The sequence below is a fragment of the Clostridia bacterium genome, from assembly GCA_035561135.1.
Lineage (GTDB): Bacteria > Acidobacteriota > Terriglobia > Terriglobales > Acidobacteriaceae > DATMYA01.
The window spans coordinates 1-18,616 of record DATMYA010000051.1 but is presented as its reverse complement, the minus strand read 5'-3'; the positions used below and the strand labels follow the sequence as shown (position 1 = coordinate 18,616).

At 58.4% G+C, this 18,616-nt stretch carries 13 protein-coding genes; 4 read left to right on the top strand and 9 right to left on the bottom strand.

Translation table 11 applies throughout. From position 1 onward, the window contains the following. Positions 1-32: 32 nt before the first annotated feature. On the bottom strand, positions 33-533 hold the full coding sequence (gene lspA / locus VN622_10495; protein HWR36286.1) for a signal peptidase II: 501 nt from the start codon (positions 531-533) through the stop codon (positions 33-35). A gap of 48 nt (positions 534-581) precedes the next feature. Further along, positions 582-3,353: an isoleucine--tRNA ligase gene (gene ileS, locus VN622_10490; GenBank protein ID HWR36285.1), complete on the bottom strand. Its 2,772-nt coding sequence runs from the start codon at positions 3,351-3,353 to the stop codon at positions 582-584. Positions 3,354-3,760: 407 nt separating this feature from the next. Between ileS and VN622_10485 the strand changes: the two genes are divergently transcribed. Both VN622_10485 and VN622_10480 read left to right on the top strand, forming a co-directional pair. Then, positions 3,761-4,759 (top strand): energy transducer TonB, encoded by a 999-nt coding sequence (locus tag VN622_10485; protein ID HWR36284.1) that lies wholly within the window; start codon positions 3,761-3,763, stop codon positions 4,757-4,759. A gap of 161 nt (positions 4,760-4,920) precedes the next feature. Continuing rightward, positions 4,921-5,892 (top strand): GNAT family N-acetyltransferase, encoded by a 972-nt coding sequence (locus VN622_10480; GenBank protein HWR36283.1) that lies wholly within the window; start codon positions 4,921-4,923, stop codon positions 5,890-5,892. 9 nt (positions 5,893-5,901) lie between these two features. Here the strand turns inward: VN622_10480 and VN622_10475 are convergent, their stop codons facing one another. The 7 genes from VN622_10475 to VN622_10445 form a co-directional block, all read right to left on the bottom strand. Then, on the bottom strand, positions 5,902-6,576 hold the full coding sequence (locus VN622_10475) for a M48 family peptidase (GenBank protein ID HWR36282.1): 675 nt from the start codon (positions 6,574-6,576) through the stop codon (positions 5,902-5,904). A gap of 53 nt (positions 6,577-6,629) precedes the next feature. Beyond that, positions 6,630-7,286: a hypothetical protein gene (locus VN622_10470; GenBank protein HWR36281.1), complete on the bottom strand. Its 657-nt coding sequence runs from the start codon at positions 7,284-7,286 to the stop codon at positions 6,630-6,632. Then, the gene (locus tag VN622_10465; GenBank protein ID HWR36280.1) at positions 7,283-7,729 is read right to left on the bottom strand and encodes a hypothetical protein; all 447 of its coding nucleotides are present in this window, start codon (positions 7,727-7,729) and stop codon (positions 7,283-7,285) included. Before VN622_10465 ends, VN622_10470 begins: the two co-directional genes overlap by 4 nt. 2 nt (positions 7,730-7,731) lie before the next feature. Next, positions 7,732-9,048 carry a tetratricopeptide repeat protein gene (locus VN622_10460; GenBank protein HWR36279.1) on the bottom strand — a complete coding sequence of 439 codons (1,317 nt, stop codon included), beginning with the start codon at positions 9,046-9,048 and terminating at the stop codon, positions 7,732-7,734. Continuing rightward, a complete protein-coding gene (gene uvrA / locus VN622_10455) occupies positions 9,041-11,959 on the bottom strand; it encodes an excinuclease ABC subunit UvrA (GenBank protein ID HWR36278.1) in 2,919 nt (972 codons plus the stop codon). The genes VN622_10460 and uvrA overlap by 8 nt, the downstream gene beginning before the upstream one ends. A gap of 170 nt (positions 11,960-12,129) precedes the next feature. Further along, entirely contained in the window at positions 12,130-12,888 is a 759-nt protein-coding gene (locus tag VN622_10450) for a cytochrome c oxidase subunit 3 (GenBank protein ID HWR36277.1), read from the bottom strand. A gap of 236 nt (positions 12,889-13,124) precedes the next feature. Continuing rightward, positions 13,125-16,538, bottom strand: coding sequence for a glycosyl hydrolase (locus VN622_10445; GenBank protein ID HWR36276.1), 3,414 nt, complete (start codon positions 16,536-16,538; stop codon positions 13,125-13,127). Between the two features lie 291 nt (positions 16,539-16,829). Between VN622_10445 and VN622_10440 the strand changes: the two genes are divergently transcribed. Both VN622_10440 and pdxS read left to right on the top strand, forming a co-directional pair. Beyond that, complete coding sequence (locus tag VN622_10440) at positions 16,830-17,369, top strand: PaaI family thioesterase (protein HWR36275.1); 540 nt, start codon at positions 16,830-16,832, stop codon at positions 17,367-17,369. A gap of 261 nt (positions 17,370-17,630) precedes the next feature. Further along, complete coding sequence (gene pdxS, locus VN622_10435; protein HWR36274.1) at positions 17,631-18,566, top strand: pyridoxal 5'-phosphate synthase lyase subunit PdxS; 936 nt, start codon at positions 17,631-17,633, stop codon at positions 18,564-18,566. Positions 18,567-18,616 lie beyond the last annotated feature (50 nt).

The following is an 18,616-nucleotide window of genomic DNA, read 5'->3' as shown; positions in this document are numbered from 1 at the left end:
CGGGGTTTGCTTTTGGTTCTCATGATGAAGCATTAGCGCCGGGCCTGGCCTGCATGTTCTTCTTCCGGAGGCTTCGTGAAAAGAATCTCGGCAACCAGCAACACGGCGCCGACTACAATAGCGCTATCCGCGACGTTGAAATCCGGCCAATGATACCTGCCGAAGAAGAATGCCAGGAAATCCACCACATAGCCATCGGCAAGACGGTCGTACAGATTGCCCATTGCGCCGCCGAGGATGAGCGCCAGTGCTATCCCCGTGGTCGGATACGCATGAGTGTTCTTCCAAAGCAGGTAAGCCACTACCGCCATCGCCAGCAGCGAGAAGCCCACCAGGAAAACTACCTTCCAGTGTGAGACGGAGTCGGCGAATAACCCGAATGCCGCGCCATAGTTCTGCACGTGCGAGATACGGAAAAATCCGGGGATTACGCCAATGCTATCGTTCAGCGGGAGTTTCTGCTGAATGACCGACTTAGCGACCTGGTCCAGTATGAACACGAGCGCTGCGATCAGGAAGTAGTACTTCCTCATTCCTGCTTTCTCTTGACCCAAGAAATGTTCCCCTTCAGCGCGCGGTTGTTACCGCTCAGATTCAGCGATAGCGGCACTGCAACGCTCGCACACCGTCGGATACTTCTTGTCTTCTCCGACATGCGTCGAGTAATTCCAGCATCGCTCGCACTTCTCTCCGTCGGCGCGTTCCACTTGAACAGCGATTCCCAACGCGCCATCGGTCGGTTGGGCCTCTGCCATATGAACAGCCGAGACGACGAACAGCCCCGGCAGTTCGTTGCGATAGCGTGATGCTATCGCAAACAGTGCCGGGGGCAGCGTCAACGTTACTTGCGCTTCCAATCCGTCGTTGATGATCTTGTCCCTGCGAACGACTTCCAGCGCCTTTAGCACTTCATCGCGGATGACCAGCAACTCGTGCCAATCACGCTTGAGCGCTTCAAGCGCTGCCGGGTCGGAGACGTCCCCGGTGATGTCTTGCGTCGTGGGGAAGAGCGCGACGTGCACACTCTCTGCCCGACCTTCCATCTTCGGAAGGAAGCTCCATATTTCTTCCGCCGTGAAACTCATGATAGGCGCAACCAGTCGTACCAAGGCCTCACCGATTTTCCAGATAGCTGTCTGGGCCGAGCGGCGCTTCCTGGAGTTCGGAGCCGCCGTGTACAACGTGTCCTTGAGTACGTAGAAGTACATCGAACTGAGATCGACAACGCAGAACTGGATGAGCCGCTGATAGATGCGGTGGAACAGCATCTCGTCATACCATGTGCGCAGTTCGTCAGCCAGTTCGGCGGTCCGCAGCAGCATGTAGGAGTCGAGTGATTCCATGTCATCGAACGCGACGGCATCGCGCGCCGGATCGAAGTCATACAGGTTGCTCAACACATACCGGAACGTGTTGCGGATCTTGCGGTAGTTCTCAGCGATGCGCTGCATCAGTGCTTCTGTGGAGACGACATCCTCGCGGAAATCCACGGAAGCTACCCACATGCGCACGATTTCGCCGCCCAGGCGTTTCGCAATATCGACCGGATCCACGACGTTGCCAATTGACTTGGACTGAGCGCGACCCTGGTCGTCCAGCGTCCAGCCATTCGTGGCCACTGCGCGATAGGGCGACGAGCCCTTCAACCCGATCGCGCACAGCAGGGAAGAGTGGAACCAGCCGCGATATTGGTCGCCGCCTTCGAGGTAAAGGTCGGCAGGCCACGGCAGACCGTTCTTGGGCGTGAGCACGGCAGCTTGCGATGAGCCGGACTCGAACCACACGTCGATGATGTCCATCTCCTTGCGGAACTCTGTGCCGCCGCACTTGCCGCACTTGCTGCCCTTGGGCAGAATTTCGGGAGGAGTGTACTTGTACCAGGCGTCTGCGCCTTCGCGCGCAAAGAGTTCGACAACAGCCTTGTGCGCTTCACTCGAGTGCAGCGCTTCGCCGCAGCCTTCGCAGAAGAAGATTGCGATGGGGACACCCCAGATGCGCTGGCGCGAGATGCACCAGTCGGGACGCGTTGCGACCATGTTCGCGATACGCTCCCGTCCCCAGGCAGGATCCCACCGCACGTTATCGTTGATCTCGCGCAGCGCGACGGAGCGGAGCGTGCCATCTCCGACATTGCCTTCCATCGAAATGAACCACTGCTCTGTGGCACGGAAGATGATCGGATTGTGGCAGCGCCAGCAATGCGGATATGAGTGCTCGATCTCCGAAAAACCCAAGAGCACGCCACGGGTTTTCAGCAGCTCTACGATGAGCGGGTTCGCATCGAAAACGCGCTTGCCATCGTATGCGGGCAAGCCGTTCTGTATGCGCCCGGCTGCGTCCACATTGCACGTCTGGTCCAGGCCGTATTTCACGCCCGTGTAAAAGTCGTCTGCGCCATGCGAGGGAGCGGTGTGCACGGCGCCCGTACCCTGATCCATCGTGACGTAGTCGGCAAGCACGCCAAGGATGCTGCGGTCCAGGAACGGATGCGCGAAGGTCGCGCGCTCCAGCTTGGTTCCGGGGAAAGTTGCGATCTTCTTTGGCGCCACCAGCCCACAGTTCTGCACTGTCGCTTCCGCAAGATTTGCGGCGACTATGTACGTCCACTCGCCAGCGTCCAACGCGACATACTCTTCTGTGGGACTGAAGGCGACGGCCATTGACGCGGGAAGCGTCCACGGAGTCGTTGTCCAGATGATGGTCGCAACCTTCTTGCCCGCGAGCGCAGCATCGATGGCGGCAGGATCGCTGGTCAGCGCGTAGCGAACCCAGATGCTCGGACTGGTGTGGTTCGCGTATTCAACTTCGGCCTCGGCGAGCGCTGTGCGGTCATGGATGCACCAGTAAACCGGCTTCAGGCCCTTGTAGACCATTTCTTTTTCGAAAAACGCGTAGAACGTCTCGATGACGGCAGCCTCGTAATCAGGCGTCATCGTGGAGTACGGATTTTCGAAGCGGCCAAAGATGCCGATGCGTTTGAACTGCTCGCGCTGCAAGTCGAGATACTTCTGCGCGTACTTGCGGCAGGCAGCGCGCACTTCCAGCGCAGCCATTTCCAGCTTCTTGCGTCCGAGCGATTCGTCAACCTTGATTTCAATCGGCAGACCATGGCAGTCCCAGCCCGGCACGTACGGTGAGTCGTACCCGCTCATTGTGCGCGATTTCACCACGAAATCTTTCAGGCACTTGTTGAGCGCGTGGCCCAGATGTATCGGACCATTCGCGTACGGAGGACCGTCGTGCAGGACGTAAAACTCCGCGCCCTTGCGGGCCTCGCGAATCTTGTCGTAGATGCGTATCTCTTCCCACCACGCAAGCATCTTAGGCTCGTTCTGCGGCAGGTTGGCCTTCATGGAAAACTTGGTCGTAGGAAGATTCAGGGTCGACTTTAGCTCGAGCGGCACTCCGGTTTGTCTCCGTGGCGATGAAACGCCTTACACAGGGTAAGAAAAATTTGCCCGGTGAAACTCTCATTATACGAGAGGCCGGTCGCCCTATACATTCACTGGCCCAACTCAGGCTTCTCGTTCGGCAGAATTTCAATGAAGAAGCCCTGATCTGCGGTACTCGGATGGGAATTCAGGCATCTAAAGTTAGGAAGCCGGACACCCACAAAAAGCTATTCGGTGGCGCGGGGCTCAGTTCGACTTGTATTTGGGCAGTTATCTGGACGAAAGCAACTTGGCACTTGATGTGCTCATCTTTCAGCCGAGTGGCGGCAACAGAGGGCGCGCTAGCAAAAAGGGCCGATAGATAAGTTATGGCGAACCAGGTTTCCATTCCCCGACAAGATGTACCGGAGCTCAACCTTCTGCCTGAAGAGCAGTTCAATGACTCTCTCTGGCAGTCATTGAGCACCAACTTTCGCGACACATTTTTCCCCGAGAAGTTGCCCCCGCTTCAGTTGACGTCGCGTCCCGTTCGGGTTCGAGAAATTTGGGGAGAGTACAACTACCGAAAGAAGAGCGCATGGTTCTCGGTGGTTTTACACGGAGCCGCAGTGGCTGGGTTGATCGCGGCGTCTGTGGTCGGGGCCAGGGTGGTGCAGCAGGCCACGAACCAGGAGCACGTTGAGCTGGTTTCGCCGGATATCTCCGAGTACATGCCGCTGTCGAGCAAGAAAATCGACCAGATCGGCGGCGGCGGCGGTGGCGGCGATCGTGACAAATTGCAGGCACCAAAAGGAAAGCTTCCCAAGTTCGCGATGGAGCAGATCACGCCTCCGGCGATGATCGTGCGCAATGAGAATCCCAAGCTCACGGTCGAGCCCACGGTTGTTGTTCCTCCTCAAGTGAAAATTGCGAATGCCAATCTTCCGAACTTCGGTGATCCCAAGGCTGTGATCCCCTCCGGTCCGGCGTCCAATGGGACCGGCTCCGGTGGCGGCATCGGTTCGGGTAGCGGCGGCGGGGTAGGCTCCGGTACTGGCCCCGGCGTAGGTCCGGGCCGTGGCGGTGGTATTGGCGGCGGCATATTCCGGGTTGGTGGCGGCGTCTCGGCTCCGCGCGCGTTGGATACTCCTGACCCTGAGTATTCGGAGGAAGCTCGCAAGGCGAAGTACCAGGGAACTGTTGTTCTCTGGCTGATCGTCGGCCCGGATGGTCAACCGCGTGACGTGCGCGTGGCACGCAGCCTCGGTATGGGGCTTGATCAGAAAGCGGTCGAGGCTGTGCGCCGTTGGAAGTTTGAGCCTGCCATGAAGGACGGAAGGCCCGTCGCTGTGCAGATCAACGTCGAAGTGAATTTCAGGCTGTACTAGAACTAACCAATTCTAGTAAACCGGGAATGCTAAAAGGGAGAGGACAACCAGCCTCTCCCTTTTAGTTTGCTTCGCGTAGCGGTACCCGGAGCGCCAGAGAACCCGGTCGCGAGACCCTGCTTCTAATTACCTGTCGCACGCCATACGAAATCGGAGTCCATTTGCGCCGCCTTTTCGTAGCACGAACCGAGCACGAATTAGACAATCTGCGCCCGCATTGGGTGAACATCTTACGGGAATCTCCGTTCCACGGCGTGTTTCAGCAATTCGATATTGCGCGACTTGCGGGAACGCACTTCGCACAACGCGAAACGCCGCATTTTGTCGTGGCGGAGAGCGACTCGGGGCTCGCCATCATCCCCGCCGTTATTCGGACGGATAAGACGATTGCGCTTGTTGGAGAAGCGCTTTTCGACTATCGAGACGTTCTTGCCTCCGGCGATCCAGATGTTCTGCGCTACGCGTGGACGCGGCTAATGCAGCTTCGGATGCCGCTCTCAGTTGTCGCTTTGCGCGATAGCTACGCCTGCAAACGCTGGCAGGATTTCGCACCACAACCGTTTGCGAATGCGCCATGCACTCTGCGAACGCATACTTCCGCCGACGAGTTCTCATCCACCCACTCACGCCTTGGCAGTCGCGCCCGCCGACTGTCGCGCCGCGGCGTGGAACTACAGAGACATGCCGGAATGAACTCTGGACTTATTCGCTGGATTTACGAACAGAAGGGAAGCCAGCCTGCGCGACAAGCCAACGTGTTTGCCGATGCGCTACGCCGCGAGTTCATGGTCCGCATGGCGGCCGAACCGGCATCGCGATGCGAGGTCTTCACGTACGAGTGTAACGAAAAAGTCGTTGCCTCCCTAGTCACCTTCCTGCATGGCCACACGCGCAACTTCTACACAATCTATTTCGACCAGCGCTGGGCTGAACACTCTCCAGGGCAATCTCTTGTCTATGAAGCCACGGCGCTCTCGCTGGCCGAAGGTCTCGATTGCGATTACATGACGGGCGAATATCCCTACAAACTGCGCGTCGCAACCGATACCGTGCGGCTCTACCGCGTGGAGGCTAGTGCGGAAAAGCTGCTCCAAATCATTGACGGTGATCGTTTAGGAGAACTCGTCGCATAGCTGCCCGCGTCAAAGTTTCTTAAGGAAAGCTTTGGCCTCTTCAAGCCGGGGAAACAGCTTCTCTTCCGCCTGGAATTCTCGTCCGTGCACGCAGCGCCGGCTGCCGCGCAACTTCACCGGATGCTTCAGGTGGAGCATCTCGTGGTAAACGAGGTACTCGATCGCATAATGCGGCACGCACGGGTGGTCAAAGATGCGGCTCACGACGATGGCGTTGTGCGCCGGATCGTAGTGGCCCAAGCTGTTGCGTGCGTGGTCGCGGCTCCACGTCATCTGCGGACGCGCCAATAACCCATGGAAGAACCGCACGTTGAGTTCGTCGAAGATGCCATCCAGGTCGTAAACGTGTCCCTGCGCCGACTCGATGCGCTTGCGTCCGCGCATCTGCCGTACCAGGTGGGCCTTCGAGGTCATGTCATGGCTGGAGACGTAGCGCCGGTAGCGCGTCGCGTGCGCCGTCTCGATGGGCTTTCGATAGATTTTGGCCAGCAGGATATGGCAAATCGAGCGCAGAACCGTGTCCGGAGCGCCTTCCAGCAGGTCCGAGATTCGTATTTTCAGCACGCCTTCGCGGAGCCGAATCGTGTTGTTGACGTTTGCAAAAGGGTAGAACTCGAAGCGGAACTCCGGCATCTCGGCACGGGGCCGTAACTCCCGGTAGGTCTCCTGGAGAATTGTGAGCAAGGATTCCTTCAAAGCACGTCAACCATAGGAACTTGAGAGAGGTACTTTTCAGATTAGCACGGCGGCGGGCAGCGCCTATCCTGCTCTTTCTTCTGTTGTCTCTGTTCCGCTTTGTCGGAGTTGGAACCAGAATTCTTCCTGGTCTCCGTATCCTCATCCTTGTCTTTATCTTTGGCGTCCTTGCTCTTATCTTTTCCGCGGCTAGCGTTCTGGCTTTCCAGCATCGCCCGTGACGAATCGGCACTGGCGTTCACCGACTCCATAGCATCTTCCAGCGAAAACCCATATTGCTTCAGAGCCTCTGGTGACGAGGTTTCCTTCAGCGTGCGTAATTTCAACTGGAAGTCGGAGTTCACCTCGATTACTTCTTTCAAGGCTTTGCGAAGGTCGTCGCCTCGTCCGTTGTACATGGACAGGTTGTCGTCAATCTCATCCACCAGGTTAGCAACATCGTCGAGCAGAGACCGGACTTTCTCGGCTTCTTCGTCCGTCATCTTCGGCACGGAACGCATGTGGTCCACGGCCTCCATGCGCGCGCGCGCGAACTTAACCAGCAGCTTCATGCGTTTGACCGGCTCCACTGCGGTCTCGCGCAGTTGGTCCGATTCGGCTTCCGTTAAAGGATCGCGATGACGCTGCGCCGCGGCCGGGCTCATCAGCAGCGAAAGCGTAAGCAGCGCGGAAAACACGAGGGCAGTAGTGCGCTTCATCTCTTGTCCTTTTTCATATCGAACATCGCGGCCAGCAACTCCGAGCGCAACGCTTCCACCTGATCGATTGCTTCCTGCACGCTCGCGCGGTCATCAACGCTCAATGTTTCCTTGATGTCCGTCATCCGTTTCGCCAATTTCCGCAGCGCGATTTCCGTTTGCTTTTGCTTCTTGCGAGACTCTATGGAAGCTTGCGCCGCTTTACGCGCATATGCCACGGCGTCTCTCATCGCTGCGTGGCCGTTCTCAACCTCGCCCTGGTTGAAAAGGCTGTTGCTTTCCTCTGTCATGGCGCGGGCTGCGTCCGGACATACCTTCGCGCAGTCCTCCCCACGCGCGGCGTCCGCACGCGCGCGTACTTCTGCCAAGCTCTGCTCTCGGTTGGCTGCTGAGCCATTTGCCGACAGGATCGTCAGCACGATAATCAATAGGACGATCCGCATCTTCACTTCTTGCGCGAAGGGTCTATCGCAATGAGCCTGTGCCGCGCCTGCCACTCCTGGTCGGGGAACTGGCCGTTCGCAACACCCAAGAATTGCTTGTAGTTGTCAGATGCTTCTTTTACCGCTCCCAGGTGGTCGTAGGCAACGGCGCGCAGGAAGTAGGTGCCCGCCATTTCGGGGAGAATCTTGGCGCGAGCATCCAAGGCACGGATCGTAAGGTTGTAGTCCTTATTGCCCGAGGCTGCGACCGCTAGTTCGCCGTATGCCTCTCCCCATTCTGGCTTCAGCTTGATTGTCGTCAGGAACTCCTGCTGCGCCTCCGGATACTTGTTCACGCGCATTAAGGCCGACCCAAGGGCATAACGCAGGTCGGGATCCTTTGGCGACTTCGCGACAAGCGTTCCGTAACTCGCAGCCGCCGCCTCAAACTTCTTCTGCTTCATCTGGATACTTGCCAACTCCCGGAGCGCATCGCCATCCGTGGGAGCCAATTGCAGCGCCGCCTCCAGTTCGGCGGCGGCTTCGTCCTGCTTGTTCTGCGCTGCGAGGATGCGACCCAGTTGCACCCGCGCGTTGGCGTTGCCGGGCTGCGTTTTGAGTAGCTCCCGAATCGTGCTCTCCGCTTCCGGCAGCCTTTTCCCTCGCATGTACAGGTTGGCGAGTGATGCTAGAGGGTCTGCCGAGTTGGCATCGAGTGTGAGTGCAACCTTGTATTCCTTCTCCGCGCCCGCAAGGTCGCTGTGCCGCTCAAGCATCTGGCCGAGCTCAAGGTGCGGTGCCGGATTGCGAGGCTGTAGCTCGGCCGCTCGCTGATACGCATCGACTGCGCCTGCACGATCGGCGCTCTCCAGCACGCGCCCCAATGACATCCACGCACGCGCCAGCGCCTCATCCTGTTTGCCCGAAGGCTTCAGTTGCGTTGCGGCCTTCAGGTACTTCGATGCTTCCGGCGAGGCGTCAGCCGCGAGCAACATCCCTAGATTCAGGTTCGATTCGAACAGATTCGGTCGCGCCGCTACCGACTTGCGATACGCTGCGATCGCCTCAGGGCGGCGATTCGTGTTGCTATACACGTAACCGAGGTAGAAGTGCGCTTGATAGTTTTGAGGGTCCTGCTTCAGAGCTTCCTGCAATAGCGCTTCTGCGGAGGCAAGGTCGCGCTGCTCGATGGCCGCTTGCGCCTTCTGGATGTCCGCTGGGTGTTCCTCAACCGCGACCCTGCTCTTGCGGACAGTTCGCCCCGTCTGCTGTGCCGGAAGATACGGCGGTGCCAACACGGCCACGGCCAATACCGCAACTATGAGAATCGGTCTACGCATCAGAGTGTGAGTTCCCATTTTCAGGTAAGATGCGCGCCAGCCACTGTCCGGTGTAAGAAGTAACATTGCGCGCCACGCTTTCCGGCGTACCTGCCGCAACTACGTTGCCGCCGCGTGCGCCGCCTTCCGGTCCCAAGTCGATAACCCAATCCGCCACCTTGATCACGTCCACGTTATGCTCAATGACAATGATGGAACCTCCTGCCTCGATCAGTCGCCGAAAAGCCGCCAGCAGCTTACTTACGTCGTCAAAGTGTAAACCCGTAGTCGGCTCGTCAAATATGTACAACATTCGCGGCTTGCGGCGGCGCTGCTCATCGCCATTCCGCCGGCCCACGTCGCGCGGGCGTGGCTGCAGATGCGCCGCCAGCTTCATGCGCTGTGCCTCACCGCCACTCAACGAGGTCGCTGATTGTCCCAGGCGCAGGTACCCAAGGCCAACCTCTTCCAGCACCTTTAACTTGTCCACGATCTTTGGCACACCGGCGAAGAAGTGCAGCGCCTCCTTCACCGTCAGGTTCAGCACATCATGGATGTTCTTGCCGCGATAGTGAACTCCCAGAATCTCTGACTTGTACCGAGTGCCTTTGCACTCTTCGCAGACGAGTTCCACGTCCGCCAGGAACTGCATCTCCACCGTGACCGTGCCATCGCCTTGGCAAGTTTCGCAGCGTCCGCCTGAGATGTTGAACGAGAAATGCCCTGCGGAGTATCCGTGCTTGTGGGCTTCGGGAAGGGAAGCGAATAACTCGCGAATCGCGTCGAAGGCCTTTATGTACGTGACCGGGTTGGAACGCGGCGTCCGGCCGATCGGCGACTGATCAACCAGCACCACGTCGTCGATGTACTGGTCGCCTTCCATGCTAGCGACCGCCCCCTCGGGTACAACGCCTGTCGTTTGCCGCTTCCGCGCCGCCAGGCTCTGATACAGGACATCGTGGACCAGCGTCGATTTCCCCGAGCCCGAGACTCCGGTTATTGCGACGATCATCCCCAGCGGGATGCTTACATCGATGCCCTTGAGATTGTGCCCACGCGCTCCTATCAGCTTGATCTGCTCTCGTCCTGGCTTGCGCCGTGTCTGCGGGATTTGAATATGCAGGTCGTTATTCAGGTAGCGCCCAGTCAGGGAAGCCGGCGAGCGCAGAATCTCCTCATAAGTCCCCGCAGCGATCAACTTGCCGCCGTTCTCGCCTGCGCCCGGCCCCAAGTCGAGAATGCGATCCGCAGATCTCATGATCTCCGGATCGTGCTCAACCACGAGGATCGTGTTCCCCAGGTCGCGCAGGTTGTGCAGGATGCGTATCAGCCTCTGCGTATCTCGGCTGTGCAGTCCGATTGAGGGCTCGTCGAGCACATACAGCGTGCCCACGAGCTGCGAGCCGAGCGAGGTCGCGAGTTGAATGCGTTGCGCCTCGCCGCCTGAAAGCGTTGAAGCCAAGCGGTCCAGCGTCAGATACTCCAGCCCGACGTCGTACAAAAAACGAAGGCGCTCCCGAATCTCTTCCAGCAGCCTCCCCGCGATGTCCGCCTCCTGCCGCGACAGTTCCAGCGTCGCGAAGAAGTTCGTCGCCTCTTCCACCGTCATCGAGCAGACCTGGCAGATGTCCTTGCCCGACACTTTGACTTGCCGTGCCTCGGTGCGCAGGCGAGTTCCCGAGCACGTCAAGCAAAGCGAGTATCCGCGATATCTGCTCAGGAACACACGTACATGCAGCTTGTACTTCTTGCGCTCGAGGTATGCGAAGAAGCCGCGAATGCCGTGATACTTGCCGTCGCCTTCGATCACAACCCGTCGCTGCTCGGGCTCAAGCTCCGCCCAGGGTACGTCCAGCGGAATCCCGGCAGACTTCGCGTAACGCTTTAAGTCCGTCAACAGCGGGCGGTATTTCGGTTTCGTCCACGGCTCGATTGCGCCGTCGCCCAAGGTCTTTGTGGCGTCGGGGATTACGAGATTCAGGTCGAAGTCGATAGTGTTGCCGAAGCCCTGGCACCTGGGACACGCGCCATAGGGATTATTGAATGAGAACAGGCGTGGCTCAGGTTCTTCGTATCGCAGGCTACACTGCTTGCACTCGAAGCGTTGGGCAAATCGCAGGCGTTCTGGTTCCGCTCCGTCACGAGGCGCGGTTTCAAACAGCACCTCGCCTGCTTCCCGATATCCGCTCTCCACCGCATCCACGATGCGCGAGCGTACGTCAGCCGAAACCGCGATTCGGTCCAGTAAAAGGTAAACGGGCTGGGTGAAATCTACGTCCAGCAGAGACTCGGGCGTTGAAAATTCGTACACCTGCCCGTTCTGGTAGAGCCGGTTGAAGCCTCTTTTCCGTAACTCGAACAGGCGCTCTTTCAGCAACTCGGAAGCACCCGGCGCAGATGCGACTTTCTTCTTCGTGCGACCTTTCGGCTTGTTCTCAGGTTCGGCAGGTGCATTTGGCGGCAGCAAAGGGAAAGTCACATTCAGACGCGTTCCTTCGCCAAGCGCGATAATCCGGTCGGCAACCTCATCGACCGTGTCTTTCTTCACCTCTGCGCCGCATTGCTGGCAGTAGGTCCGGCCAACACGCGCAAACAGCAGGCGCAGGTAATCGTAGATTTCTGTCGCCGTGGCCACCGTCGAACGCGGGTTGCGTGTCTGGTTCTTCTGCCGAATCGCGACTGCCGGTGCTATTCCGTCTATCAAGTCAACGTCCGGCTTCTCGATTCGCTCCAGGAACTGCCGTGCGTAAGCCGACAGCGACTCGACATACCGGCGCTGTCCTTCCGCGTAGATTGTGTCAAATGCAAGCGAAGATTTCCCCGAGCCTGAGACTCCCGTCACCACCGTTAAAGTGTTGTGCGAAATCTCGAAGTCGACGTTCTTCAGATTGTGGACGCGAGCGCCCCGTACGACGATTGCTTCCGTTGACATTGGGTCTGAAGACATTGGCTCCGAAGGCAGAGTCCCCGGCCGTGGACGCGATCACCGCGCCTACTAGGGCTTTCCCGAGGGCTCCTGAATCTTTTTATTATAAATCCCGGCGAGTACCCGCTCAATGGAGCGAGAAACTGCCTGCAGGGTGGGGGATTTTGAGCAAGAGCTCAGTGGACGAACCACAGCAGCGCGAAAATGTAGATCCAAAGAGCGCCGAGGAAATGCCAGTAGATAGCTGTCACGTCAAGGGTGACGCGCCGGGAGTCCAGCGACTTGTGCAAGAAGTTGCTGGCCGCGGCCCAGATCAGTGCAAGTATGCCGCCCCCGAGGTGAACAGCGTGCGCACCAGTCAGCAGGAATACGAAGGAACTTGCTGGGCCTGTATCGAGGAATATCCCTTGCACGTTCAACTGCCGCCAGGCCATCGTTTGGCCCGCCAGAAAAGCCAAGCCCAGCAAGGCTGTCGCCTGCACCCAGCGGCCAGAACTTTCATGGATTGGCGCGATCCCGGGAATGTGGCTTGCCGGAACCACGGCAGCTTCGATCGCAGCAGCTCTGCGGGCTTTTTCGACCGTGAAGCTGCTGAGTAACAGCACGGCCGAGTTGATGAGCAGCAAGCCTATCGGCAGTGTGACCGGAACCCAATCCGTCTGAAAATCCCCTGACATGGGATCAAAGCGTCCTGCCGTTCTCCGTGCTATGTACAGCGTGGTGAACGACACGAACAACATCGTGACCGATACCAGCATGAAGAATAGTCCGAGCCGATACCTGCGTAAACGCTCGCCGTGACTCTGGAAGTTATCTCCATCGCCGCGCCCACCGCCTCCGCCGCCCCTTGGCTCGCGCGGTACGGGACCACGCCCGCCGCCACCGGCAGATGTCGGGGGCTGCTTGGTTCTGAAGGGTGGAGGGAGTGTCGCCATTTGCGATGTCCTGGGTAGGGTTTGACCTGCCATTTCAATAGATGGCGAATGGTCGCCTTTGGGAACAAAAAGTGCTGCCTAACCTTGCACTCCGTGATGGTTAGGATGGCGACTGTCCCATGGAGATGCCCAAGAAAATCAAGAGGATAATGCAGCGGCACTCGGCAAGGGAAAGGCCGGTGAACGAGTCACCGGCCCAACCTTCAAGCACTCCGGCAGGGAAGCCGGCGCACCCTTTATTCTTCCTGCCAGGTCGGAATGCGACCGGGCGTCCAGGGCGCTCCAGCCGTTTCCATGTCCTTCTCCAGCGGTGTTAATTCGCCATCGACCAGCGTGCGCAAAGCGGCCAGTTGCTCCTTAAACTCCTGAGCAGCTACTGCATAGCTCTGCATATGCGTGCCGGTGGGTCGCTGGATAATCATGCGAGTGTCTCCCATCACGCCACCCACGCGTTCCTGGATTGACGTTGCGACATTTTCGTTCCGCGCACGAAGCGCGTTATCGCCCCGAAGCTTGCGTTGAATGAGGTTCAGTTGCGCTTCAATCTTGTCGGCACGCTGGGAAAGTCCGCGGTCGGCCCAAGGAACTTCGTTCAATGCGCGTTTAATCTGCTTCACGCGCGAACGCACGTCGTCCACCGTTTTGCCTGCACCGTTCACTGCCCGATGGAGTCGTGAGACCTTCTGCTGAAACTCGTTCAGCGCCAGTCGGTCTTCCAGCTTCATGGTCGAAGTGCCCTCGGCGTAGACGTTGAACCAGACCGGCTGCGTCAGGTCCGTCACCACGCCGTCCACCTTCTGTGAGAGTGTTACAGCGTACTTGCCCGGCAGCACCAGCGGACCAATGGAACGATCCGATGGCCAGTCCTCATCGCCTTCTGACAGTGCAACTTCAGGGCGCAGCGCCGGATTGGGATAGCGGAAGTCCCACGCTACGCGATTGATGCCGTCCTTGCCTGGCGCGGAAAGTCTGCGGATCGGCTTGCCTTGCGCGTCCAGCACGGTAAAGAACATGTACGGAGCTTCTTCTTCCGCCTCCGCACGTAGCTCATCGTTGGTCGGATACGTTACAGCCTCATTCTTTTTCGCTGCTTCCTTTTCCGATTCCTGACGCTTGTCCTTCTTCGACTTCAGCTTGTCCTTCAAGTAATACGTGAAGGTCGCGCCATACGGAGGATTTTCCGCGGTGAAGAAGTTGTCGCCCTGGTATCCCTTGCCGCGTCCGCCAATGGGGAACGCTTCCATGAACATCATGGTGTCCTTGACCGGGAACATCGCAACGTTCTGTTGCAGTGTTTCGGCCTTTACCTGGCGCAGCAGCGTGATATCGTCCATCACGTAGAAGCCGCGACCGAAGGTCGCGATCACCAGGTCGCCTTCGCGCGGATGCACGACGATGTCGCGCACCGCAATCGTCGGCAGTCCCCCCTTGAGTTGAATCCACTTCTTGCCGCCGTCATTCGTAAAGAACGCACCGTATTCCGTGCCCGCAAACAACAGGTTCGGGTTCACCGTGTCTTCTGCAAACGCCAGCACCGGACCGTTCTCCGGTAAATTTCCTGCAATCGAGGTCCACGTTTTGCCGTTGTCCGTGGATTTCAACAGATAAGGCTTGAAGTCGCCATTCTTGTGATTCTCGAACGACGCGTAAACCGTACCCACATCGTGATGCGAACCGGCGAGGCGGCTCACGTACGTCATCTCTGGAACGCCGGGGAACTTCTCGTACTTCGCCCAGTGCGCGCCAGCATCTTCCGTCACGTGGATCAAGCCGTCGTCGGTGCCCACGTACAGCAGGCCTTCTCTCTTCGGAGACTCCGTCAGGGCGACGATGTTCCCGTAGAAGGAGGTTGAAGCATTCTTCGCGACGGCGTCCGCCCCCCACACCTTGCCCATGACCGGGAGCTTGTTGCGATCGATCTGGCGTGAAAGGTCAGGACTGATGGCCTTCCACGAATCTCCGCGATCGTCCGAGCGGAAAAGCTTATTTGCCGCGAAGTACAAGCGCGTGTGCTGATGCGGGCTGATCAGGATCGGCGAATCCCAGTTCCAGCGCAGCGGTTCCTCGCCTTTGCCTTCGACCGGCTGAATGCCAACGCCTTCGCCCGTGCGGCGATCGAAGCGCACCAGCGCACCGTATTGCGCCTCCGCATAAACGATGTTCGGATCGACAGGATCGACCTGTGATCGGAATCCATCGCCACCCTGCGTGACGAACCAATCTGAATTGACGATACCGCTGGCATTACGTGTGCGCGACGGCCCACCGAGCGAGTAATTATCCTGCGTGCCGCCATAAACGAAATAGAACGGCTGCGAGTTGTCCACCGTCACGTCGTAAAACTGCGTGACTGGTAGATTCGATTTGTATGCCCAGTTCTGGCCGCCGTCGAAGGTTTCGTACACGCCACCGTCGCCGCCTACCAGCATGTAATTCGTGTCTTTCGGATCGATCCAGATCGCGTGGTTATCGACGTGGCGTGTCTTCGATGGGAGGGGTACCAGCGTTTTGCCGCCATCGCTCGACATCATTACGTGGAAATTCGGGTAGTAAAGCTTGTCGGGGTTCTTCGGGTCGGCCCAGATATATGCGTAGTACTGCGCCGTCGCGTCGAACGGATTGCGCTTTTCCCAACTCGCGCCCTTGTCGATGGAGCGGAAGAAACCGCCCTTGCCGTTCGCCGCTTCAATATAGGCGTAAACGATATTCGAATCCGCCGACGAAACCGCCAGGCCGATCTTTCCCATCTCATCCGTCGGAAGGCCGTTCTTCAGCTTGGCCCACGTCTCGCCGCCATCTGTTGACTTGTAAATCGCCGACTCCGGGCCGCCGTTGATCATCGTGAACACATGTCGCCGGCGCTGGTAGCTGGCCGCATACATGATGTCCGGATTGTTGAAGTCGTACGCGACATCCGTCACGCCCGTGTTCTCGCTGATCTTGAGAACCTGCTTCCAGGTTTTGCCGGCATCGGCTGTCTTGTACAGACCACGATCTCCACCGGCCGACCACAGCGGCCCCTGCGCGGCCACGAACACCACGTTCGAGTTTCGTGGATCGACGACGATTTTCCCGATGTGCTCGGACTTCTTCAGTCCGACGTTTTTCCAGCTCTTGCCGCCATCATCGGACCGGTAAACGCCATCGCCATAGCTCACCGAACGCTGCGAGTTGCGCTCTCCCGTGCCGACCCAAACCACGTTCGAGTCGTTCGGGTCCAGCGTCACGCAACCAATCGAATACGAGCCCTCGCCATCGAACAGCGAAATCCACGTCGTACCGGAATTAAGCGTTTTGAAGAGACCGCCCTGCGTCGCGACGTAGTACTGGGCGCGATTCTTAGGGTTCACCGCGAAGTCGAGCACGCGGCCCGAGGTCGTCGCCGGACCGATCGAGCGCCACTTCAACCCGCTGAATGTCTTGCTCGACATCGGGTCCTTGGCATTCGACTCTTCTTCCTTGTTTGCGTCGTCCGTCTTCGTGGCGTCTTTCGCGGCTGTGGTTTTATCCTTTTTGGCCGTCTTGCGCGCTTCCGGTTTGTCTGTAGCAGCAGGCTGCCGGACGTTACCCGGTGCAGGTGCCGTCGTCTCCGACTTCTGCTGCTCAACCTGTTTCTGAGCCTGCGCCGGTGTCGTTTTCTTCTGAGCCATTGATGTGGATGGAATAAGAAGGAGGGAGATCAGAGCCGTGCACAAAACCGCCCGTAGTGAGGACACCAGGGTTCTCCTCGCAAGATGGGATGCTTAAATTTGGTAGCTACTTATACACTTTGAACGGGCAGCAAGGGAATGGGGAAGCGCGCTCGTCAATGGTCTTCCCCGAGAGGGACGTGAACCCGAGGCGAAGTATCTCTTGGCCAGCCCCGCGCTGATACCAGCGATGGTCAGAAGTTGAAACTTGAAACTACCATCCTGCATCTCTGAACTTAACCGGAACCAACCATGCCGACTTCCAAGAAATCCGCACACGGACATGACACCAAGCACCTCAAAATTCCGCGCAACCGCTGCTTCGGCTGTGGCCCGGACAACCCTGACGGCATGCACCTCAATTTCACTCTCGACGAGCAACGCAAAACCTTCGTGTGCCGCTTTAAGCTTTCGTCACGTTATGTCGGCCCGCCAGCACATGCGCATGGAGGCATCATCGCCACCATTCTCGACGAAGCCATGGGCAAGGTGAATAAGCTCCGGCACGTCGTTGCCCTTACCCGGGAGATGTCGATCGAGTACGTGAAGCCCGTTCCGCTTGGAAAACCGCTCGTCGTCGAAGGCCGAGAGCGCAGCGTGAGAGGACGAGTCCACACCAACGTCGCGGAGATCAGGAATCAGGACGGCGAAGTGCTTGCCCGTAGCAAAGGCAAGTTCATCGCAATCAACCCGGAGAAGATGTTCAAGAAGTACTTGAAGCGTATGCCCGGCGAATTAGTCCGTAATCCTGCGTACTCACCTGCCCGCAAGCTGGTGCGAACGAAGCGCTAACTGGCCAACCGCGGCCTGTTCGTCCCGCGAAACCCACGCGCGGCAACACAGTTCAGAGGTGTCCGTTGTCTCCTGGCGCTGCGCCTTGTTGCAAGAGCGGTCCACTCGCACAACTCTCCCCAACGCGCTAAAATAAGTTTGTCCCACGTAGGATTGATCCGCTCTGTAATTGGCTTTTCCCGCCTGACGCCTGCACATTTCGGCTTTTCAGCGGAAACACGAAGCCCAGCGGAGGTCCGCAAGATTCGAAGGAGATTCCCAATGTCCGACAAGAACGGCAACAGCGGTCTGCGTCTGAAGATTGGCCTGGCCGAAATGCTGAAGGGTGGCGTCATCATGGACGTGATGAGTGCCGACCAAGCCGAAGTAGCCGAGAAGTCCGGTGCCGTCGCCGTTATGGCGCTTGAGCGTGTGCCCGCCATGATCCGCACAGAAGGCGGCGTGGCCCGCATGGCGAACCCCAAAAAGATCAAAGAGATTATGGCGGTTGTCTCGATTCCCGTCATGGCCAAGTGCCGCATCGGACACTTTGCCGAGGCACAAATCCTGCAGGAACTCGGCGTCGATTACATCGACGAGTCCGAAGTCCTCACCCCTGCCGATGAAGAGCATCACGTCGATAAGCACGCGTTCAAGACTCCCTTTGTCTGCGGCGCGCGGAATCTCGGCGAGGCTCTGCGGCGAATCGCCGAAGGCGCATGCATGATCCGTACCAAGGGCGAAGCCGGAACCGGCGACGTCATCCACGCCGTCAAGCACATGCGCCAGATCATCAAGGAGATAAAGCAGCTTACCGTCATGTCTGAGCAGGAACTCTACGCCGCTGCCAAGAATCATCAGGCACCGTATGAACTCGTACGCATGGTCGCCCAGGCTGGCAAACTGCCTGTCCCGAATTTCTCTGCGGGCGGCATTGCGACTCCGGCAGACGCGTCGCTGATGATGCAGATCGGCGCCGAATCCGTCTTCGTCGGCAGCGGCATTTTCATGAAGGACGGCAGTTCCGCGCTCGACCTCAAGAATCCCGTCGAACGCGCCGAAGCCGAAGCCCGCGCCAAGGCCATCGTGCTCGCAACAACGCACTACAACGATCCCAAGGTCCTTGCCGAAGTCAGCGAGCAGGTCAACAGCGCCATGAAGGGTCTCGCCGTCAGCACCATCGCTGAAGCCGACATGCTCCAGACGCGCGGTTGGTAAAGAGTCGCACAACTTTCGCTAAAGCCGCCGGGCCTTGCGCCCGGCGGTTT